This is a genomic window from Streptomyces sp. NPDC037271 (genome assembly GCF_055603605.1).
Map to the genome: position 1 here is coordinate 176,454 of NZ_JBVJVN010000012.1, position 21,444 is coordinate 197,897.

Consider the following 21,444-nt stretch of genomic DNA (forward strand, 5'->3'; position numbering starts at 1 on the left):
AAAACCCCCCCCCACCCCCACTCGGCGGCGAGCACCCCCCCCCCCCCCCCCCCCCCCCGGGGGGGGGGGGCGGCCCCCCCCCCCGGCCGGTGATCGCGGGGCTCAGTCCTGCTTCGAAGGGATGATCTCCCACTCGGAGTCGTCGGAACCGGCGCAGTCGAAGATCACCAGCCTGGCGTCCATGACACCGACGCTCGAGCCGGCGACGTCCAGGCACGCGTTGTTGCTGGCGAAGTTGCGGATCCAGTAGTTCCCGCTCTCCTGCTTGTCGACCCACCAGAGCTGGTTGTCGCCGGTGGTGCCGTTGCAGGTGAACTCGGAGACCGGCGTCGTGAGGTCGTTCGCCCCGTAACCGGGAAGGTCCATGCAGAGCTGGTCCTTGACGTTCCGGATCTGGAAGAGCGCCGCCCCGCCGGGGCCACCGTTCGGGACCTTCACCTCCAGGTCCCAGAGCTGGTTGTCGGCGTCGGTCGGATCGCAGTGGGACTGCCAGACGGGACCGTCGATCTTCCCCATCTCGTGTCCCGGGAGTTCGGCACACATCGTGGTGACGACATTGCGCAGCAGGACCCTGCTGGCCGGCACCACGCCGGGCTCCTTGGCCGGCTCCTTGGCCGGCTCCTTCTCGCCGCCGCCACCGCCGCCACCGCCACCGTCATCGCCGCCACCGCCGTCGCCCTTCGGCTCCTCGGAGGAGGGCTGCTCCGGCGCGGGCTGCTGGAGGGGCGCCGACTCGCCCGCACTGGGCAGCGCCTGCGGGCCGGCACTGGCGTTGGGGCTGGGCGCGAGGGCGCTGCCCGCCTGCTCGAGCTGCTCGGTGGCGCTGGTGCGGACCTGGGGTTTGTACGCGATCCAGATCATCACGAAGGCGATGGTCAGCGCGAGGGCGATACCGAGGAAGGTCGCCAGCCAGCGAGGCAGGAAACCGCGCTGGACATACGTGCCCTCGACCTCCGTGGGGTCCACCCCGGACCGGCGCACCGCCAGGGTGTACGGCCGTTCCTCCTTGGACCCGAACCAGATGATCTGCCGCGGCTTCAGCGTCGTCTCCACGAACGCCGCACGGCCCGGCTCGATCTGCACGTTCCCCGGGCGGATCTCGTACGACAGGTGGTCCCCGTTGTCGCTGCCGGCGACCGACGCCGTCACCTTCGTGTTGCCGAGGTTGTCCACCGCCAGCCGCGGACGCCCCCGGAACCGCCCCTTCACGGTCGGCGGCACCAGCTCCGCGCGCACCTCGGTGAACGGCGTGACCGTCAGATTGCCCTCCGGAACGGTCACCGCGTCCGGATGCTCCGTCGGGGTGATCCGCACCGCATAAGGGTTCGGCCCGGCGACCGAGTCAGGGGTACGGGGCGGGGCGAACGTCAGCTCCACCGTCCCCGTCGTCCCGGGATACAACCGCAGCGTCTGCGGCTCCACCGTCGTCCAGGGCGCCACGTCCCCCACGGGCTCGAACCGGTACTCATCCACCACATCACCGGTGTTGCGGACCCGCAGGCGCACACGCGTGCTGCTGCCGGGGTCGACCGTGGCGGACGCGGGCTCCAGGGAAGTCCAAAGGCTCACACGAAGACGCTACGGGTTCACCGATGTTTCGTCAGGAGCCGTTGGGGCAGACTGATTTGCCCGAACGCACCGCCCCACCCGGCTGCCGGAGCACTACTCCGCGTCGTCGACGTGGTCAGTGGCCGCCCGCTGGGCGAGGACGGACGGGGCCGTCTGCACCCCCGCGGCGAAGGCGGCGCCGTCGGCAGCCGCGGTCCGCTCGGAATCCTGGCCCGGGTCGGTCACGGTGACTCCGGCGCCGTTGTTGTTGCCGGTTTCGCGGTTGCCTCTGAGGTTCTTGTCGACGTGGCCCAGCTCGTGGCCGATGAGGTCCTTCCGGCCGGCCGCCTGCGGCCCGAGGAAGACGTGGGTGCCGACCGTCATGGCCTGGGCGCCCAGCGCCACGGTCGCGCGCTGGGCCGTCGGGTTGTCGTGGATGCGGGCGGCCGAGAGGTCGTTCTGGTAGAACGACCCCGCCTCGGAGAGCAGCGACCCGGACAGCGGACGGCTCGGAGTGGCCAGGGCCGCGTCCAAGAGCTGGCGCTGGCCCGCCGGGCTGCTGTCCTCGACGCCGCCGTGCCCGCAGCCGGCACCGTGCACGTGCTGGTCCTCGTCGACGAGGCGCGAGACGACCCGGTTGCCGACGGAGCGCTGGAGCGCCAGGGCCGTCGCGGGGGTCATCGGCCCGCCTCGCGCGCCGATGGGCGCGGTCACCGCGCGGCGCGGGGCCGCACCGGTCCTGGCGGCCTTCTCGCCGGCGGCTTCCTCGTACGCGCGCACCATGCTCCCCTCCACACCTGACGGTTGGCCACCCACCCTTACCCGAGCACCCCGTTCCCCGGCAGGTCCGCGCGGGCAACCACGAGGGCAGCACCGCCGGACCGGGCCGCTGCCGGACCGGCGCGGACCGGCGTGCCCTCGGCGGGGCGTCGCCGGCCGGCCGCGGCGGTGCCGGTCAGGCGCGGACCGGCGTGCCCTCGGCGGGGCGTCGCCGGCCGGCCGCGGCGGTGCCGGTCAGGCGCGGACCGGCGTGTCCTCGGCGGGGTGTCGCCGGCCGGCCGCGGCGGTGCCGGTCAGGCGCGGACCGGCGTGCCCTCGACGGGGCGTCGCCAGCCGGCCGCGGCGGTGGCGGTGGCGGTGGCGGTCAGGCCGAGGAGAGCTGGTTGGTGATCTCCTTCTCCCAGGCGCTCTGCAGTTCGGGCTTGTTGAGCGACTCCTCCCACTCCTGCTGCGACAGCCTGTGCTGGACCGGGCCGGCCTTGAGGACCACGAGCAGCGCACGTGCCGGTGTACGGATCTCGGCGGGAACGCTCTTGCCCACGGGGACGTCCGGTCCGGCGGCGAGCGCGTAGAGCTGCTGCGCCATGAAGTGACGCTTGCCCTGCTTGACGGATTTCGTCACCTTGAAGAACTCCTTCAGCGCGTCGCCCCGTGGGGCGCCGTCGGCCGACGGGGCCTCGGGCATCCGCGTCTCGCCCTGGGCCAGGGTGGGCCGGGCCCACCGGTCGGGGTGGCGCGCCTCCTCGTACCGGTTGCTGCCCGCCCTGGATCCCTTGTAGACGGCGTTGCCGAGCAGGAACGCCGCTGCCACGCCGGCCACGGCGGGTGCGGCCGGACCGCTGACCGCCCCGGCTGCGGCCGCGATCGCCAGCCCGCCGCCGGCGGTACGCACCGAGTTGCCCCCCAGGTTGGCGATGCGCTTGCCCACCTTGGTGTGCTGCTTGTGCCGCGCGTACCGGCCCACTTCGGCGAGGTGGGCGTGGAGTTGGTTCGTGAAGCCGTTGACCTGCCGGGCGAACTTCGCCATGTCCTCCTCCCTCGCGGCGGCGAGATGGAGCAGCCGGCGGGGCGGCAGGGCCTTGACCCGGTCCAGTCCCTCCTGCGCCTGCCCCAGCCGGTCGAGCACCTCCTGGAGCCGCCCCGCGGCCTCCGGAGCCTCGCCGGGGGCTTCCTGGACCATTCCCTTGAGTGCGCGGTCCTTGTGGTAGGTCTTCCAGATGGCGGCGGCGTCACGGGTGGCGATCAGCACGGAGAAGACCACGGTGGCACCGCCGGTCATCTCCGCGAGGGCGGTCACCCCGCCCAGCTGGCCGGCGTTCCTCGCCGCGGCGTTGCCCACGCTCCCGACGTCTCCGACGACCATGGCGGTGTTCTGCGCCGCGCCGAGAGGCTTGCCGTTCACGTCCTTCCTGGGCTTGTGGGACTCCGGCCCCGTGGCGTTGCGGCCCTTGAACCCGGCCGCCAGGGCGCGCAGGTCGTTGAAGAGCCCCAGGGAGTCGGTCACGAGGTTGATCCCGGAGCCGACCTGTCCCTGGATCGCGGTGTCCTGCACCTGACCGGCGTTCGACGTGGCCAGCCCGTGCGACCGGACACCCCCCTCCGTCGGCCCGTTGATGCGGGTGGCCATCGTGTCGGGCACGTCGAGGACCTTCTTGGACTTGTCGGCTTTGGAGGTGCCGAGGATCTGCGTGAGCTTCCCGGTGGCCTCCTTGAGCTTGTCCCGGGCACCGAACAGGCTCCGTGCCCCGCTGCTCTGCCGGGCCTCCGCCGCAACCTCCGCGCCCGCCGCTTCCGGCTCCCGGCGCTTCTCCGCCGCCGCGGCCGCCAGCTCCGCCCGCCGGCGCCGCTCCGCCGCCGCGGCCCCCTCCTCCCGGGGTCCCGCCGCCGCAGCCTCCTCCGCCTGCGGCCGCTGCTGCGCCGCCGCGCCCGCCGCTCCCGGCTGCCGGCGCCGCTCCGCCGCCGCGGCCGCCAGCTCCGCCCGCCGGCGCCGCTCCGCCGCCGCGGCCTCCGCCTCCCGGGTGGGAGCACTCGACGCGCGCTGGATCGCTGCGGTGACGGCTCTGTTTCCCGCGCTGGCCTGCAAGGAGGCCAGCGCGGGCTGCGGCCGCTGAGGGCGGCGCCGAGCCGGATCGGCGGCGCGGCGTGTCTGCGTTTCGTGCGAGCGGTCCAACACGGGTGACTCCTCCTAAGGGACCGGCTGAAGGACCGGACCGGCCTGCGGCCTCTCACCAGGCGGCCGGCAGCCGTGGTCCCGGCAGGGCGCCGGATGGCCGGCACCCCGTTGCGGCACCGAGGACGCCGTGGAACCGGCGGCCACCCCGAGGGCTCCGTGCCCCGGCTGCCGCACGGCTGAGGCCGGCGGACGGCTCCGGCCGGCGCACGCCGCTCGCGCGGACCGCGGCGGCCGGCACCACGGGCCGTGACCCGCCGCGCCCGCGCCGGCCCCGGCCCGTCCCCCGATCCGTCCCCGGCCCGTCCCGTGTCGCGCGCCCGCATCCCTGAACGGCGACCACGACCGCGGCCGGTTCCGTCACCGTTCCCTCCCCCGCGGTGCCGCGCCCCGGCGCGGCTGGACGGCTCACCCGGTCCGGACATGGCCACGAGGTGTCATCCTGGCGAACTGATACCCAACACCCGCTGTTGAACCAGAAACGGCAGCCGTCCACCAGAGAAGGACGAGGAGTCTGCCCCAACGGGCACGACCAGGGGCAGCGGACATGCCCCCACTCCGGCACCCGAGGACGTTTCGCCGGCGCGGACGCGCGCGCGAGGCTGAGGGGCGTCCTGTCTCGTACCCCGAGGAGAGCAGAGCATGCCGTCCTACCTGTCGCCCGGCGTCTACGTCGAGGAGGTGGCCAGCGGCTCGCGCCCGATCGAGGGAGTGGGCACCTCGGTGGCGGCCTTCGTCGGGCTCGCGCCCACCGGCCCGCTGAACGAGCCCACGCTGGTGACCAACTGGACGCAGTACGTCGCGGCCTTCGGTGACTTCACCGGCGGGTACTACCTCGCGCACTCCGTCTACGGGTTCTTCAACAACGGGGGCTCCGCCGCCTACGTCGTCCGGGTCGGCGGCTCGCCCGAGGACGCCTCCGGCGACGCCGTGGACACGGGCTCCGCCCCCGCCGCGGTGACGGGTTCCGCCGCCCCGGCCGCCCTCCCCGCCGCCGAGCCCAGGCAGCTCGGCACCTTCGCCGTGACGGCCACCGGCGCCGGCCAGAACGGCCCGCTGACCGTCGAGGTCGCCGACCCCGAGGGCGAGGGCCCCGCCGAGCGCTTCAAGCTGATCGTCAAGGACGGCGACAAGCCGGTCGAGACGTTCGACGTGAGCGCCAAGAAGGGCAACCGCTCCTACGTCGTCACCCAGGTCAAGGAGCGCTCCAAGCTCATCACCGTGACGGAGGCCGCGCCGTCCGCGCAGCTGGCCCGCCCGGAGAACCAGACCCTGACGCTGCCCGCGCCGCCGGCCGCCGCCCCCGCCGTACCGGCCGGGCAGGACCGGAGCGCCGCGCACCCCGGGCCGGCCCAGTACCTCGGCGACTCCGCGGACCGCACCGGTTTCGGCGGCCTGGAGGCCATCGACGAGATCTCCATGGTCGCGGTGCCCGACCTGATGGCCGCCTACCAGCGCGGCGCGATCGACCTGGAGGCCGTCAAGGCCGTCCAGCTCGGTCTCATCGCCCACTGCGAGCTGATGGGCGACCGCGTCGCCATCATCGACCCGCCGCCGAACCAGAACGCCCGTCAGATCCGCGTCTGGCGCCAGGAGACGGCCGGTTACGACTCCAAGTACGCGGCCCTGTACTACCCCTGGGTCAAGTCCTTCGACCCGGCCAGCGGCCAGTCCCGCCTGGTCCCGCCGAGCGGCCACGTCGCCGGCATCTGGGCCCGCAACGACTCCGAGCGCGGCGTGCACAAGGCCCCCGCGAACGAGGTCGTCCGCGGCGCCGTCGACCTCGAACTCCAGATCACCCGCGGCGAGCAGGACCTGCTCAACCCGATCGGCGTGAACTGCATCCGCTCCTTCCCGGGCCGCGGCATCCGCGTCTGGGGCGCCCGCACCCTGTCCTCCGACCCGGCCTGGCGCTACCTGAACATCCGCCGGTACTTCAACTACCTGGAGGAGTCGATCCTGCTCGGCACCCAGTGGGTGGTGTTCGAGCCGAACGACCACAACCTCTGGGCCCGCATCCGGCGCAACGTCTCCGCGTTCCTCGTCAACGAGTGGCGCAGCGGTGCCCTGTTCGGCGCCCGCCCCGAGGAGGCGTACTACGTCAAGTGCGACGAGGAGACCAACCCGCCGGAGTCGGTCGACCTCGGCCGGGTGATCTGCGAGATCGGCATCGCCCCGGTCAAGCCCGCCGAGTTCGTGATCTTCCGGCTGGCCCAGTTCTCCAGCGGCAGCGGGGAGCTGGAGGAGTAGGCCCCGCGCCTGCGCCCGTAGCGCCCGCACGCCTCTTCGTAGGCAACCTCGTACGCAACCGCCAAAACGCCTCAGAAGGACAGAGAACACATGAGTCTCAGCCCCGGTGACTCCCTTACTTCACATAATTTCGGCCTCCAGATCGACGGCGTGATGGTCGAGTACCTCGCGGAGGTCAACGGCCTCAGCATCGAGCAGGACGTCATCAAGAGTTACCAGAACACCCAGGCGGGCAAGCCGGAGGTCAGCCTCCTGCCGGGTACGCAGAAGGACGGGCAGTGCACCGTCGTGCGCGGCATGACCCAGTCCCCGGCGTTCACGTCGTGGATCAACGACTCGATCGCCGGTCAGATGAGCACGGCCCGTAAGAACGCCTCCATCATCATGATGGATTACCAGAACAACCCGGTGAAGCGTTACAACATGCGCAACGCCTGGTGCAGCAAGATCGACGCCAGCGCGCTCAAGGCCGGCGAGGCCTCCCAGCTCTCCGAGACCGTGACCATCGTCTTCGAAGAGCTGGTCATCGAGTAATGCGGCGTTCGGCTGCCGGGGCGTCAGCCCCGGCCCCCCAGACCGCGGCGGCGGGAGCGGACTTCCCCCGTTCGGCTCCCGCCGCCGCTCCGGCGGAGACACCGGCCGGTCCTCCGGCCGGCCCGCCCGTCGACGTGGCACCGCGGCAGCGGTTGCAGACCGAGTTCGCCTTCGAGCTGCCGCGCGGGTACGTCGACGACTCGGGCACGGTCCACCGGGACGGTGTGATGCGCCTGTCGACGGCACGGGACGAGCTGATCCCGCTGCGCGACGTGCGGGTCCAGGAGAACCCGGCGTACCTGTCGGTGGTGCTGCTCGGCCGGGTCATCACCCGGCTGGGCACGCTGGCGATGGTGCACGACGGGATCGTGGAGAACATGTTCGCCTCCGACCTGGCGTTCCTGCAGGACTTCTACCGCCAGATCAACGCGGAGGGCCACACCCGCGCGGCCGTGCAGTGCCCGCACTGCACGGAGCCTTTCGAGGTGGAACTCGGCGGGAGCCGCCTGGGGGAATCGTGACGTACGCGACCGACCGGCTGCACGAGGAGATCGCGTACGTCGCCTACCACTTCCACTGGAGCCTGGAGGCGATCCTGGACCTGGAACACCAGGACCGCCGCCGGTACACGGACCAGATCGCGTCGCTCGTGACGCGTGGCACGGCGGAGGGCTGATCGGTGGGATTCCTGGACCGGCTGCGGGGACGCCATGACGGCACCGGCGGGGGGCGGCAGACGCCCCCGGCCGAGGCCCCGGGCCCGGCGGGGGGCGGGGGCGAAGGTGCGGCACGTACCACGCCCGACCCCGCGCCGCCCGTGGCCGTCGCCGCCTGGGCGGGCCTGCCGCCGATCCAGCGGGCGACGGGCACCTCACCCGCCGGTGTCGCGGACGCCGGGTTCGGAGGACGGCTGCCGACGTGGCAGAACCCGTCGTTCACGGGGACGCCGTCCCCCGCGGTACTGAACCCGGCATCGGGCGACAGCATGCTGTCCGGCGCGCTCGGCACGCCGGCCCGCCCGGCGGGTCCCGAACGTCCCGCGCAGGCGCTGCCGTCGGCGTCCCCGCCCGGCGCCCCCGCGGTACAGCGGATGCCGGTCGCACCACTGCGGGCGATATCCGGGCCGACCCCGTCGCCCACGACCATGCCCGCGCCCACGACCATGCCCGCGCCCGCGCCCACGGCTTCCGCGCCGGACACGCGGACGGGTCCGGCCGCCACGCCCGCACCGGCGTCCGCCCTCCCGGCGACGCCGGTGCAGCGGTCGTACTCCGCCGGGCCGGCGTCGTCCGCGGCTCCGGCGAGCACACCGGCGCCCCGCGCGTCCCGCGGCGTCCGCGTGACACCGGTGCCGCCCGCCCCGCCCCGCCCCCGGAACCCGCTGACCAAGGCCCCGTCCGGGCCGTCGGCCGTGCAGCGCCGGGCCCTGCCCGCGACCCGCCGGTCCTCGGACGCCGGGCCCGCCTCCTCGGGTACGGCGCCGTCGTCGTCGGGTACGGCGCCGTCGTCGTCGGACGGTGACCGCGGGGACCCCGGCTCGGCGCACCCCCGGGGCACCTCCCCGAGCCGCCCGTCCGGTGACGGAGCGGCCGCACCCGCGGCATCCGCCGACGCCCCGGTGCAACGGGCCGTACGCCCGCACCAGCACCGGCCGACGGCCACCGACGCCCCGGCAGGCCTCCCGGTGCAGCGAGCGGTGCCCGGCCCCGGTGCCGCGCCTGCCGCCGGTGCCCGGGGCGGCTCCCCCGCACCATCCGGCTCCGGCGACGGCGCGGCGACCGGTACGCCGGTCCAGCGCGCCGTGCCCCGGGCCGACGGCCGGACCTCACCCACGGTGAGCAGCGGTACGGCCTCCGGCACGCCGGCCCAGCGAGCGGTGCCGCAACCCGACACCCGGACGACGCCCGCGCCGGGCGACGCCCCGGCACCCAGCACACCCGTACAGCGCGCCGTACCGCGGACCGGCGGGCGGACGGCTCCCGCGGCGAACGCCGACGCGGCCCCCGCTGCTCCGGCACAACGCGCCGTACCGCAGTCGGGTCCGGCTCCGAGCACCCGCACCGGTCCCGCCCACGGGGCCGCTCCCACCGGCGGACGCCGGGCCACCCCGCCGCAGGCCACGACGCCCGGCGCCCCCGTGCAGCGGGCGGTGCCGCAGCACCCCGGCCCGGATTCCGCCACCCGCGCCGACCCCGGGCCCGCCACCTCCCGGCCCGGCAGCCGGACGGCGTCCGCACCCGGCAGCGACACGACGACCGGCACGCCAGTGCGAGGCGCCGTGCCGCAGCCCGGCCCCGCACCGGCCGGTGCGGCGGGCGACCCCCCGGTACAGCGGGCGGAGTCCCGGCCCTCCACCGGCTCCACCCCCGCCGCCGCCCCCGGCACCACCCCGGCCCCGGCACCCACCCCCACGCCCAAGGCCGGCCCCGCCACCGACCGGACGGCCGCCCCGGCCGCCCCGGCCGACAGCGGCACGACCGGCCTCCCGGTGCAGCGGGCGGCGTCCCGGCCCGCCGGCGGCACCCCGCGCACCGGCAGCACGGCGACACCCTCGGCGTCACCGTCGTCAAAGGCCGTACCGCCCGCCGGACAGCCGGCTCCCCCGGTCGGCGACAGCACGGCCGGCGCGCCCGTCCAACGGGCCGTGCCCCCGCGCGACCAGCCCGCCGTTCCCGCCGTGCGAGCGGCGTCCGCACCTGACGGCGGCGCGACGACCGGCGCCCCGGTGCAGCGGGCGACCGCCCGCACCGACCGCGCCGCAGCGGCCTCCGGCGCACGCGACGACAGCCGCGGCAGCGCCTCCGGAACCGGTGCGACACCCGGCACCCCGCCGGTACGACGCGCCGTGGCACGGACCAGCCCCGCGCAGGGATCCGGCAGCGGCAGCGGCGAAGGACGGCCCACCGCGTCCCGGCCGGCCGGCACCGACCTGCCGTCGGGCGGCCCCGCGGGGCAGGGGCGGCACGCGGGCGCCCGCGGAAACACTCCCTCCGGCGACGCCGGCGCGGCGACCGGCGTACAGAGGTCCGCGACACCTCCCCCGTCGGCGAACCGTTCCCCCGCGGCCACCGGCCGTCCCGTCGCCCCACGCGGCGCGCAGTCCCCTGCCCCGAGCGGCGCGCAGTCCCCTGCCCCGAGCGGTACGCAGCCCTCCGCCCACAGCGGTGCGCGGCCCCCCGTCCAGCGGCAGGCGGCAGCCCCCGTCCGACCGAAGGCACCGCAGCCCGCGCATCCCGCGCCGGTCCGCCGCGCCCCCGACGCCGCCGACCCGACGACGCCCGGCACGGCACCGCGCTCGCCTTCCAGTTCCGCCGGCCCCGTCGGCCCCGCCGCCGTCACCTCGCACACGACGCCGCCGCCGGTTCAGCGCGCCACGGACCGGTCCGCCGCTGCGCCGAACACACCCGCGGCCGGGCCGACGCCTGCCGCTCACCACGCCACCCGCGACACCCGCGACACCTACGTCGCCCCCGCCCCGTCCGACCCGCCCGTCACGTCCGCGCCGCCCCTCGTCCAACGGTCCCTCCCGGCGCCCGCCGAACCGGCGGGACCGGCCGGCCCGGCCGCCGTACCCCTCACCAAGAAGGCGGCCACCCCCGCCCCGGCACGTCCGGTGCAGCGCAGCGCCACGGCGCCCCGCGTCGGCCTCGGCGCCCCCGTCTCCAGGCCGGTCACCGCCGTACGCCCGAACACGGGCCCCGAGGCCACCCCGCAGGCATCCCCCGCCGCCGGCCCGGCACCGGCCACCCCGGCCCCTCGCCGTTCCCCGCTCGGCGCTCCCCTGGCCACTGCGCCGGCCGGCACCGCGCCGCTGACGGCCCGGACCCCGGCCCCCGACGCCCCCCGCACCGAGGGACGTACGCCCCCGCCGGTCCAACGGGCCACCGCCCAGGCCGCCGCCCCCTCGGCACCGCCCCTCGCCCCCACACCGCCCTCCCCCGCCGCGGCCTCGTCGCCCCCGGCGTTCCCCGGAGCGGCCGTTCTCGCGCCGTCCCTCGCGCAGGCCTCCCCCACCCTCGGCGGCCCCACCCCCGGCGGCCCCACTCCCGCGCCCCCTGCACTCCCCGCGCCCTCCGCGCCCCCCGTCCAGCGCGCCCACGCCACCCCGCCCGCGTCCACCAGGGCCGCCGTACCTCTGCGCCGGCCCGCGCCCCCCGGCGCCACCGCCACCCGGACCGCGCTCCCGGTGGCCCCCCTCACTCCGCCCCGGCCGGCGCCGCCCGCCCCGCTCCCGGCCGCCGGCGCACCGGCGGCGGCGCCCGCGCAGACGACGCCCGAGCTCCCCGTGCAGCGCGTGTTCGGCCGCGGCCGCACCACCGGTGCCCTCGCCGCGGCGGCGGCGTCCACGGTGGCTTCCAGCCTCAGCCGCTTCCGGCACTCGTCGTCCTCGCAGCACACCCCGCCGGCCGACCCGCCGTCCGGCCCCCCGGCCGACCCGCCGCCCGCGTACAGCGCGTCCCCGCCCGGCGGCCCGCCCCCGTACACGGCCGTGGCCGCCTCCTCGGGCGCGGCGCCTGCCGACCCGCCGCCCGCGTACACGGCGGTCCCGGACGGCGGGTTCGACCCGCGCGAACTGACCGACTTCCAGCTCGACGAGCTGGTGCACCGGATCATCGGCCGCGTCACCCGCCTCGTCCGCACCGACCTGCGGATGGATCGCGAACGGATCGGCAGACTCCGCGATCCCCGCTGACCGGTCCCCTCCCGGCCGGCCACACCCCGACCGGCCCACCGCCACCGCCGCCGACGCCGACGCAAGCCGAGCCGCCACGGCACACCCGACAGAAAGGCCCACCCCCGATGCCCCGCCAGGACCCGGGCTCCACGATCTGGTTCACCCTCACCATCGACGGCGAGAGCCTCGGCTACTGGAACGGGTGCGACGGCCTGTCGTCCCAGGTGGAGATCGAGCAGCGCCAGGAGGGCGGCAACAACGGGTTCGTGTGGCAGCTGCCCACCCGCGTCTCCTTCTCCAACATCCGGCTGACCCGCCCCCTCACCCCGGACACGGCGAAGGTCGCCAAGTGGATCTCCTCCATCCAGACCGGGATCAACCGGCCCACCGCGCAGATCTCGGCCCTGCGCGCGGACGGGTCGCTGGTCGCCCGCTGGGGACTGATCGACGTACTGCCCGTCAGCTGGCAAGGGCCCAGCCTCGACCCCAACAGCCCGGCCGTGGCCACGGAGGTCCTGGAGATCACCCACCACGGATTCACGGACTGACGGCGCCACAGAGCAGAGAGGAACACCCATGGCCAAAGGCAGCAAGGGCGCCGGCAAGAGCCTCGTACGCGCCAACCTCGCGATCCACGAGCCCCCCACCGGCACGACCACCACACCCGGTGCGCTACTGCGTACGTTCGACTTCGAGTTCAACCCGGCCCAGCTGTCCCTCACCCAGCGGACCCAGTGGAAGGCGACGCCGACGGCGGCCGTGCGCAAGGCCGCGAAGCCGCAGTTCATGGGCGCCGAGCCGCGGGAGATGACCCTGGAGATCTTCCTGGACTCCTCCATGAGGCCCACCGGCAACACGGTGATGAAGAAGGTCGAGTCCCTGCTCACCTGCTGCGAGGTGACCTCCAACAGCCTGTCCGCCAAGCAGCCGTCGCCGCCCTGGGTGGTCTTCGAGTGGGGGTCGTTCTCCACGGCCCGGTTCACCGCCTACGTGGCGTCCGTCGAGGCCTCGTACACGCTCTTCAGCACCACCGGCGTCCCCATCCGCGCCACCTGCCAGGTGCATCTGGTCGAGATCCCCGGCCCGACCCGCGGGCAGAACCCGACCTCCGGCGCGCTCACCGCGCGGCGCGTGCACCGGGTCGTCGCCGGCGACTCGCTCGAGTCGCTGGCCTGGCGCGAGTACGGCAGCGCCAACTCCTGGCGGGCGATCGCCGAGGCCAACGGCATCGACGACCCGTCCCGCCTGACGAACGGCACCGAACTCATCCTGCCGGCCGCCGAGGAGGTGCCTCACTGATGGTGCGCCCCGCGTTCTCCAGCATCGTCGAGGTGCGGATCGGCTCCGCGAAGCTGCCCGACGACATCGCACCGATGCTCGTCGAGGGCTGGGTCGACCAGGGCGTCGGCGTGCCCGCGGCCTTCCGGCTCACCTTCCGCGACCCCTACCACCTGGTCCTCGACAAGCTGGCCGTGAAGTTCGGCACCAGGGTGGTCATCACGCCGGTCGCCGACGGCCAGGGCGTCGGCAAACCGCTGCTGACCGGCGAGGTCACCGCCATGGAGGTCGACTACGACGGCACCGGCAGCTTCACCGTGATCCGCGGCTACGACTTCGGGCACCGCCTGATGCGCCAGCGCCGGGTGGCCGCGTACCGCAACCAGAAGGCCTCCGACATCGCCCGCAAACTCGCCGCGATGGACGGCCTGTCCATCGGCAGGATCCAGCCGACGAAGGGCATGTACGGGTTCATCAGCCAGTCCAACGTGACCGACTGGGACTTCCTCTCACGGCTCGCCGACGAGAACAACGTGGTGATGTACGTGGACGCCAAGGGGAAGTTCCGGTTCGTCACGGCGAACCCGTCCGCCGGCGCGCCCTCCCCGAAGACCAAGGGCGAGGAGAGCGCCTTCGTGCTCCAGGCCGGCCACGACATCCTGCGGCTGCGGGCCGCGGTGACCGCCGCCGACCAGGTCGGCAAGGTCGAGTCGCGCGGCTGGAACGTCACCACCAAGAAGAAGATCACCGAGATCGCGCCGGCCCAGACCGACCCGGGCATCACCATCGGCTCCACGCCCGGGGAGGCCGCCGGCAAGTTCAAGGCCGCCAAGCTCGTCGAGACCGCCAACCCCTACGACAAGCAGGACGAGGTCCAGCACGCCGCGAAGGCCCTCGCCGCCGACGTCACGTCCTCCTTCGCCGAACTGGAGGTCGCCGTCTACGGCAGCCCCGACCTGCGGCCCGGCGTGCCGGTCGCGCTCAGCGACGTCGGCAAGCCCTTCGAGGGCAAGTACACCGTCACCTCGGTACGCCACCACTTCGGCGACGGCAAGGCCTACGAGTCCTGGATCAACGTCAGCGGACGCCAGTGGCGTTCCCTGTACGGGCTGGCCTCGGGCGGCAGCGGCGGCACCGACCCGGCGAGCGCCGCCCGGCTGCCCAGCGTCGCCAACGCCATCGTCACCGACGTGCAGGACCCCCTCAAGCAGGGCAGGGTCAAGCTGCAGTTCCCGTGGCTGGACGACACCTACGTCAGCGACTGGGCGCGCAGCGTGCAGATGGGCGGCGTGGGCGGCGGCGGCGTCTTCCCCATGGACGTCGGCGACGAGGTGCTGGTCGCCTTCGACCGGGGCGCCCTCGACCACCCGTTCGTGATCGGCGGGCTCTACAACGGCCGGGACGTGCCGACCAAGGTGAACGACGTGCCCCTGCACGACGGCCTGAAGAAGCAGGCCACCCGGCACACCCTGTCCGACCGTCAGGGCAACCGCGTCGACCTGCTCAGCCAGCGGACCGGCGGGCGCAAGCAGGGCGTCCGGATCGCCAGCGGCAACGACAAGCTGACCATCAACCTCGACCGCACCAAGACCGAGATCACCGTCGACAGCAAGGGCACCGTCAGCATCACCGGCAGCCGTTCGGTGTCGATCGACGCGGGAACGGACCTCAGCCTCAGCGCCGGGCGCAGACTCAGCATCAAGAGCGGCGGGATGCTCGACATCCAGGGCCGCGGCATCGTCAACGTCAAGTCGCTGACCGGCGCCGTCACCGTCGACGCGATGGGCGCGCTCAACCTCAAGGCCCTGGGCGCCACCATGATCTCCTCCGGTGGCACCCTCCAGGTCAACTCCATCGCCAACGTCGGTATCCGCGCGGCGACCCTCATGCTCCAGGGCGTGGTCCTGGTCAACAACAAGCCGTACCCACTGCCATGACAGCGGCACCGAAGACTCTCCACACGACAAGGGCGGTTCTCTGATGGCCGAGCAGTTCGTCGGCTCCGGCTGGGCGTTCCCCATGCGCATCGGGCCCACCGGCGGGATCGCCCTCGTCAGCGGCGAGCAGGAGGTGGAGGAGGCCATGCGGCTCGTCCTCGCCACCGCTCCCGGCGAGCGGCCGATGCGGCCGGAGTTCGGCTGCGCCATCCACGACCTGGTCTTCGCCCCGGTCAACGAGCAGACCGCCGGCCGCATCCAGCACGAGGTGTACGTCAGCCTGGACCGCTGGGAGCCGCGCATCGAGGTCCACGACGTCGAGGTCTCCACCGGCGAAGGCCAGAACGTCCTGTACATCGACGTCCGCTACTCGATCCGCGGCACCAACAACCCGCGCAGCCTCGTCTTCCCGTTCTACGTCATCCCCTCCCACGACGAGCCGGACCTCCCCGACGGTCCCGCCGGCCTCCCGGGCTCTTCCGAAAGCGACCGCTGATGCCCCTGCCCTCCCCCAACCTCGACGACCGGCGCTTCCAGCAGTTCGTCGACGACGCCAAGCGTTACATCCAGCAGCGCGCCCCGGAGTGGACCGACCACAACGTCTCCGACCCCGGCATCACGCTCGTCGAGACGCTCGCCCACATGGCCGACCAGATCGTCTACCGCCTCAACCGGGTGCCGGAGAAGAACCACCTCGCCTTCCTCGACCTGGTCGGCATCACCCTCTTCCCGCCCTCCGCCGCCCGTACGGACGTCACCTTCTGGCTGTCCGCGCCGCAGGAGGACACGATCCTGGTCCCGGTCGGCACCGAGGTCGCCACCCTGCGCACCGAACGCGACGAGGCCGTCGTCTTCGCCACCGAGCGCGACCTGAACATCGTCCCGTGCTCGCTCGGCCACCTGGTCGTGCAGCACCGCGGCGAGCCCGTCACCGACCGCACCACGGACCTCGCCGAGAGCAAGGACGTGATGTGCTTCGCCGAGGCGCCCGGCCCCGGCGACTGCATGCTCATCGGCCTCACCGCCGCCACCCCGCACTGCGCGCTCGCCCTCGAACTCGACAGCCGCGTCGACGGCGTCGGCGTCGACCCCCGCCAGCCGCCGCTGGTCTGGGAGGCCTGGACCGAGGACGGCTGGCAGCCCTGCGAGATCGACCGCGACGGCACCGGTGGCCTCAACCGCCCCGGCGACATCGTGCTGCACGTCCCCGGCGGCCACGTCCTGTCCCGCAACGGCGGCCACGAGGCCGGCTGGATCCGCTGCCGCGTCACCGAACCGCTGCCCGGCCAGCCCTTCTACACCACCTCGCCGACCATCCGCTCCGCCGAGGCCTACACCATCGGCGGCACCACCGGCACCGTCCACGCCGAGACCGTGTACGACGAGGCCCTCGGCGAGTCCACCGGCCTGCCCGGCCAGCGGCTGACGCTCGAACACGCCCCCGTCGTCGCCGACGACCCGCCCGTCATCCTCCAGACCGCCGCCGGTGACGGCGGCTGGCAGGACTGGCAGGTCGTCCCGCACTTCGCGGGCTCCCGCCCCGACGACCACCACATCACCCTGGACGCCGCCACCGGCGAGATCGCCTTCGGCCCCGCCGTCCGCGAACCCGACGGCACCCTGCGCCAGTACGGCACCGTCGCCCCCAAGGGCGCCGTCATCCGCGCCCGCCGCTACCGCACCGGCGGGGGCAGGGCCGGCAACGTGGCCCGCGGCGCCGTACAGGTGCTGCGCACCTCCATCCCGTACGTCTCCGAGGTCGTCAACCGCGAGGCCGCCCGCGGCGGCGTGGACGGCGAGACCGTCGAGGAGGCGAAGCTCCGGGCGCCGATCACGCTGCGCGCCCAGGAACGCGCCGTCACCCTGCGCGACTACGAGGAACTCGCCCGCCACGCCGCCCCCGAGACCGCCCGCATCACCTGCCTGGAGGGCGAGGAGAACGAATACGGCGCCCACGCCGTCCGCGTCCTCGTCGTCCCCCAGGCCGTCCCCGACCCCGGCGGCCGGCTCCGCTTCGAACAGCTCGTCCCCGGCGACGCCCTCCTGAGCCGCATCACCCGCCACCTCGACGAACGCCGCCTCATCGGCACCCGCCTCGCCGTCGGCCCGCCCTACTACCAGGGCGTCACCGTCGTCGCCACCGTCCACGCCTTCCGCGGCGTCGACGCCGACCGCGTACGCCGCCAGACCCACGACGCCCTCTACCGCCACCTCGACCCGCTCACCGGCGGCGCCGACGGCAAGGGCTGGCCCTTCGGGCGCCCCGTGCAGACCGGTGAGGTCTTCGCCGTGCTCCAGCGCGTGCCCGGCGTCGAACTCGTCGACGAGGTCGTCCTGCACCCCGCCGACCCCCTCACCGGCAAGCGCGGCGACCCCACCGACCGCATCGACCTGCAACCGCCCGCGCTGGTCTTCTCCTTCGACCACCGCGTCCGAGTGATCGGGGACGGCGCGTGACGGCCACGACGTACCGGGGTTCCGTCGACGGACTCGGCTCCTCGCTGCCCATCAGCACCCTGCTCCCGGCCGTCTTCGCCGACGACGACCTGGCCCAGCGGTTCGTCGGCGGACTCGACGACGTCATCGCCCCCATCCTGAGCGTCCTGGACTGCCTGGACACCTACTTCGACCCCGCCCTCACCCCGGCCGACTTCGCCCAGTGGCTCGGCACCTGGGTCGGCGCCGAGACCGACGGCACGGAACCCGAGGACCGGCTGCGCGCCGCCGTGGCCGCCGCCGCCCGGCTGCACCGCGTACGCGGCACCCGGCAGGGCCTGTCCGAGGCCGTACTGCTCGCGTTCGGCGTCGAACCCGACATCACCGAGAGCGGCGGTGCCGAATGGAACGCCCGCCCCCTCGGCCCGTTCCCCGGCAGACCCCGCCCCCGTCTGCACGTCGCCCTCCGGCTGCCCGACCCGACCCCGGCCGACACCCATCGGCTGGCCGCCCTCGTCGCCGCCGCCCGCCCCGCTCACATGCCCTACACGGTCGAAGTGACCGCCTCCGAAAGGACCCCGGAGAGATGACCACGCAGAACTGCGCCGAGTGCGGAACCCGCGCGGAACCGGGCCAGTCCTTCTGCGACGCGTGCGGCGCCGTACTCCGCTGGGACCAGTCCGGCGCCCGCACCACGCAGCCCGCGGCCTCCTCGGCCGACCAGAACCCCGGCTGGGACGCCTTCGCCCGCCCCGGCCCCGGCGGCACGGGCGTGCCCCCCGCCCGGCACGACCGCCCGGCGCCCGCCGCCACCGGCGGATCGGACGACGACACCGCGGAGACCCCGTGGGTGCCCAACCCGCGCCACCCGGCGGACGCCTCCGGGCCCGGCGGGACGGCCGGGACGGCCGGGACCGACGCGGCACGTCGCGACACCGACGGTGCGTGGAGTGCCGGGGGCGCCGCCGTAGCCGGGGGTGCCGCGGGAGCCGCGGGAGCCGCGGGAGCCGCCGCGGCATCCGGAACACCCGGGTCTGCCGGGACCACCGGAGCGGGCGGCGCGGGCAGCGCACCCGCCGCTCCCGCCTCCGCCTCCACCCCTGGCCGCGCTCCGGGCGCCGACGAGACCGCCCCCACCACCCCCATGGCGTCCGCTCCGCCCCCGAACGCCCTCACCGACACGATGTCCGACCGGGCCCGCTCCCTCCTCGTCCCCGTCGCCGAACCGGAGGCCCAGGGCCCGACCCCGCCCCCCGCCGTCGCCCCCGTCCTGCCCGGCCGCCCCGACGCCGACCGGCCGCAGGTCCGCGCCCCCGCCCACCAGCCGGACATCGCCAACGGCCCGCCGTGCCCGTGGTGTTCCACGCCCAACCGTCCCGACCGCCACTACTGCGCGCGCTGCGCGATGCCCCTGGACCGCACCGACGAGCACACCACCGCACCCGCCCCCTGGTGGCGCCGCCTCTTCGGCGGCCGGCGCAGCGAGACCCCCTGGGCGGGCGACCGCCCCCGCCTGCGCCGCGTCTTCGACCGCATCGGCACCTGGATCACCGTCCTCGTCGTCATCACCCTGGTGGTCCTCGGCTTCGTCTACATCCCCGACGGCATCCAGGCCACCCGCGACCACTTCGCCAAGCGCGCCCCGGTCTCTCCCGACCGGATCACGGCCTCACGTTCCTTCACCGGACACAATCCCGAGCTCCTCATCGACAAGCGGAGCAACACCTGGTGGGGCCCGGGCGTCTCGGAGTCCGGCCAGGGCCAGTGGGTCGAGGTGCACTTCACCGAGCCGACCCGCCTCCTGGACCTGATCATCACTCCGGGCACCTCCACCAAGGCCGACAAGCTCACCGAATCGGCCCTGCCGCACCGGGTGAACGCGACGATCACCATGAAGGACGGCACGACCAAGACCCGCGACATCACCCTGGACCAGGGCGCGGGCGGACAGCGCCGCCCGTTCCGCGTCGGCGAGGTCACCAAGGTCCGCTTCACCATCGAGTCGGCCCACGCGGCCTCCGCCAACAAGCAGGTCGCCATCGCGGAGATCGAGTTCTTCGGCCGCTCCAGCGCCAACCGCACCTGATCCCAGCGGGAACGTCAACGGCCCCCTGGCTTTCGAAGGCCAGGGGGCCGTTTTCCTTGAGCCCCCTGTCGGATTCGAACCGACGACCTACGCATTACAAGTGCGTTGCTCTGGCCATCTGAGCTAAGGAGGCACTCGCGCGGCAGAGCGCGCGGAGGCTGCTCCACTGTACACAGAGCCGGTGAACGATGGGGTTCGAAAATTTCGGCGAAGTTCACAGCCTCACAGGTACTGACAGATCAGGTGAACGCCAGGTACCGTCCTGCCCAGCTTCACCTGTGTGGACTACACCACACCACCTTCCTACAACGGATCGTCCGGCACGTTCCTGCCGGTAGAAGGGGGCCCATTCACCATGGCCACAGTTACGTTCGACAAGGCGACCCGCGTCTACCCGGGTTCCACGAAGCCCGCCGTCGACGGTCTCGACATCGACATCGCGGACGGCGAGTTCCTCGTCCTGGTCGGCCCCTCCGGTTGTGGCAAGTCCACCTCGCTCCGCATGCTCGCGGGCCTCGAGGACGTCAACGGCGGCGCCATCCGCATCGGTGACCGCGACGTCACGCACCTGCCGCCGAAGGACCGGGACATCGCCATGGTGTTCCAGAACTACGCGCTCTACCCGCACATGACCGTCGCCGACAACATGGGCTTCGCGCTCAAGATCGCCGGCGTCAACAAGGCGGAGATCCGCAAGAAGGTCGAGGAGGCCGCGAAGATCCTCGACCTCAGCGAGTACCTGGACCGCAAGCCGAAGGCGCTCTCCGGTGGTCAGCGCCAGCGTGTGGCGATGGGCCGCGCGATCGTGCGTGAGCCCCAGGTGTTCCTCATGGACGAGCCGCTGTCCAACCTGGACGCCAAGCTCCGCGTCTCGACGCGTACGCAGATCGCCTCGCTCCAGCGCCGCCTCGGCATCACCACCGTCTACGTCACCCACGACCAGGTCGAGGCCATGACGATGGGCGACCGCGTGGCGGTCCTGAAGGACGGTCTGCTCCAGCAGGTCGACAGCCCGCGCAACATGTACGACAAGCCCGCCAACCTCTTCGTCGCCGGCTTCATCGGCTCCCCGGCCATGAACCTGGTCGAGGTCCCGATCACCGACGGCGGCGTGAAGTTCGGCAACAGCGTCGTGCCGATCAGCCGCGACGCCCTGAAGGCCGCCTCCGACAAGGGCGACCGCACGGTCACCGTCGGCGTCCGCCCCGAGCACTTCGACGTGGTGGAGCTGGGCGGCGGGGCCGCCAAGAGCCTGTCGAAGGACTCCGAGGACGCCCCGGCGGGCCTCGCGGTCTCGGTGAACGTCGTGGAGGAGACCGGCGCCGACGGCTACATCTACGGCAGCGTCGAGGTCGACGGCGGGACGAAGGACCTCGTGGTCCGCGTCAGCAGCCGTGCGGTGCCGGAGAAGGGCGCGACCGTGCACGTCGTGCCGCGGCCGGGCGAGAGCCACGTCTTCTCGTCCTCCACGGGCGAGCGCCTCACCGACTGAGGACCCGCCCGCCGAGGACCCGCACGCCGGGAGACCGCGCGCTGAGAAACCACGCGGCCGGGTGAAATCACCCGCGTTGACGGAAAGTGCCCCGCAGCCTGCTGCGGGGCACTTTCCGTTGTCGACAAATACCCCGCCACAACGGACGTTTCGAGCAGCGGACGTCAATGCCCTACCCATTTCCCACCCCCTCCCGTTCCCCTGAACGGGTGACTAAATGTCGCCAAATCATTACCAGGCGCTACCCTCACTCGCGTG

At 73.9% G+C, this 21,444-nt stretch carries 16 protein-coding genes and 1 tRNA gene; 13 read left to right on the top strand and 4 right to left on the bottom strand.

What is annotated here, in order from left to right; translation table 11 throughout:
- Positions 1–102 precede the first annotated feature (102 nt).
- From ACZ7G3_RS21775 to ACZ7G3_RS21785, 3 genes are all read right to left on the bottom strand, one after another.
- On the bottom strand, positions 103–1,569 hold the full coding sequence (locus ACZ7G3_RS21775; protein ID WP_470927639.1) for an RICIN domain-containing protein: 1,467 nt from the start codon (positions 1,567–1,569) through the stop codon (positions 103–105).
- A gap of 93 nt (positions 1,570–1,662) precedes the next feature.
- Entirely contained in the window at positions 1,663–2,331 is a 669-nt protein-coding gene (locus ACZ7G3_RS21780; protein WP_426596850.1) for an eCIS core domain-containing protein, read from the bottom strand.
- A 361-nt stretch (positions 2,332–2,692) separates the two neighbouring features.
- Entirely contained in the window at positions 2,693–4,501 is a 1,809-nt protein-coding gene (locus tag ACZ7G3_RS21785) for a hypothetical protein (RefSeq protein WP_470927641.1), read from the bottom strand.
- A gap of 639 nt (positions 4,502–5,140) precedes the next feature.
- Here ACZ7G3_RS21785 and ACZ7G3_RS21790 point away from each other — a divergent pair.
- The 12 genes from ACZ7G3_RS21790 (at position 5,141) to ACZ7G3_RS21845 (ending at position 19,694) form a co-directional block, all read left to right on the top strand.
- Positions 5,141–6,748: a phage tail sheath subtilisin-like domain-containing protein gene (locus tag ACZ7G3_RS21790; protein WP_426596852.1), complete on the top strand. Its 1,608-nt coding sequence runs from the start codon at positions 5,141–5,143 to the stop codon at positions 6,746–6,748.
- Between the two features lie 90 nt (positions 6,749–6,838).
- Positions 6,839–7,282, top strand: coding sequence for a phage tail protein (locus ACZ7G3_RS21795; RefSeq protein ID WP_426596853.1), 444 nt, complete (start codon positions 6,839–6,841; stop codon positions 7,280–7,282).
- Positions 7,282–7,803, top strand: coding sequence for a hypothetical protein (locus ACZ7G3_RS21800; protein ID WP_426596854.1), 522 nt, complete (start codon positions 7,282–7,284; stop codon positions 7,801–7,803). The genes ACZ7G3_RS21795 and ACZ7G3_RS21800 overlap by 1 nt, the downstream gene beginning before the upstream one ends.
- Positions 7,800–7,958, top strand: a complete 159-nt coding sequence (locus ACZ7G3_RS21805) for a DUF6760 family protein (RefSeq protein WP_007450918.1) — start codon at positions 7,800–7,802, stop codon at positions 7,956–7,958. Before ACZ7G3_RS21800 ends, ACZ7G3_RS21805 begins: the two co-directional genes overlap by 4 nt.
- Before the next feature lie 3 nt (positions 7,959–7,961).
- Entirely contained in the window at positions 7,962–11,975 is a 4,014-nt protein-coding gene (locus ACZ7G3_RS21810; protein ID WP_470927644.1) for a DNA polymerase III subunit gamma/tau domain-containing protein, read from the top strand.
- Positions 11,976–12,082: 107 nt separating this feature from the next.
- Positions 12,083–12,505, top strand: a complete 423-nt coding sequence (locus ACZ7G3_RS21815) for a phage tail protein (protein ID WP_426596856.1) — start codon at positions 12,083–12,085, stop codon at positions 12,503–12,505.
- A 28-nt stretch (positions 12,506–12,533) separates the two neighbouring features.
- Entirely contained in the window at positions 12,534–13,256 is a 723-nt protein-coding gene (locus ACZ7G3_RS21820) for a CIS tube protein (RefSeq protein WP_426596857.1), read from the top strand.
- Entirely contained in the window at positions 13,256–15,172 is a 1,917-nt protein-coding gene (locus tag ACZ7G3_RS21825; protein WP_470927646.1) for a VgrG-related protein, read from the top strand. The genes ACZ7G3_RS21820 and ACZ7G3_RS21825 overlap by 1 nt, the downstream gene beginning before the upstream one ends.
- 43 nt (positions 15,173–15,215) lie before the next feature.
- Complete coding sequence (locus ACZ7G3_RS21830) at positions 15,216–15,668, top strand: GPW/gp25 family protein (protein WP_426596859.1); 453 nt, start codon at positions 15,216–15,218, stop codon at positions 15,666–15,668.
- Positions 15,668–17,629 carry a putative baseplate assembly protein gene (locus tag ACZ7G3_RS21835; protein WP_470927648.1) on the top strand — a complete coding sequence of 654 codons (1,962 nt, stop codon included), beginning with the start codon at positions 15,668–15,670 and terminating at the stop codon, positions 17,627–17,629. The genes ACZ7G3_RS21830 and ACZ7G3_RS21835 overlap by 1 nt, the downstream gene beginning before the upstream one ends.
- Positions 17,626–18,198: a phage tail protein gene (locus tag ACZ7G3_RS21840; protein ID WP_470927650.1), complete on the top strand. Its 573-nt coding sequence runs from the start codon at positions 17,626–17,628 to the stop codon at positions 18,196–18,198. The genes ACZ7G3_RS21835 and ACZ7G3_RS21840 overlap by 4 nt, the downstream gene beginning before the upstream one ends.
- Entirely contained in the window at positions 18,195–19,694 is a 1,500-nt protein-coding gene (locus ACZ7G3_RS21845; protein WP_470927652.1) for an NADase-type glycan-binding domain-containing protein, read from the top strand. Before ACZ7G3_RS21840 ends, ACZ7G3_RS21845 begins: the two co-directional genes overlap by 4 nt.
- Positions 19,695–19,753: 59 nt before the next feature.
- Here ACZ7G3_RS21845 and ACZ7G3_RS21850 read toward each other — a convergent pair.
- Positions 19,754–19,827 (bottom strand) — tRNA-Thr (locus ACZ7G3_RS21850).
- Between the two features lie 222 nt (positions 19,828–20,049).
- Between ACZ7G3_RS21850 and msiK the strand changes: the two genes are divergently transcribed.
- Positions 20,050–21,186, top strand: a complete 1,137-nt coding sequence (msiK, locus tag ACZ7G3_RS21855) for a diacetylchitobiose ABC transporter ATP-binding protein MsiK (protein ID WP_470927654.1) — start codon at positions 20,050–20,052, stop codon at positions 21,184–21,186.
- Positions 21,187–21,444: the final 258 nt, after the last annotated feature.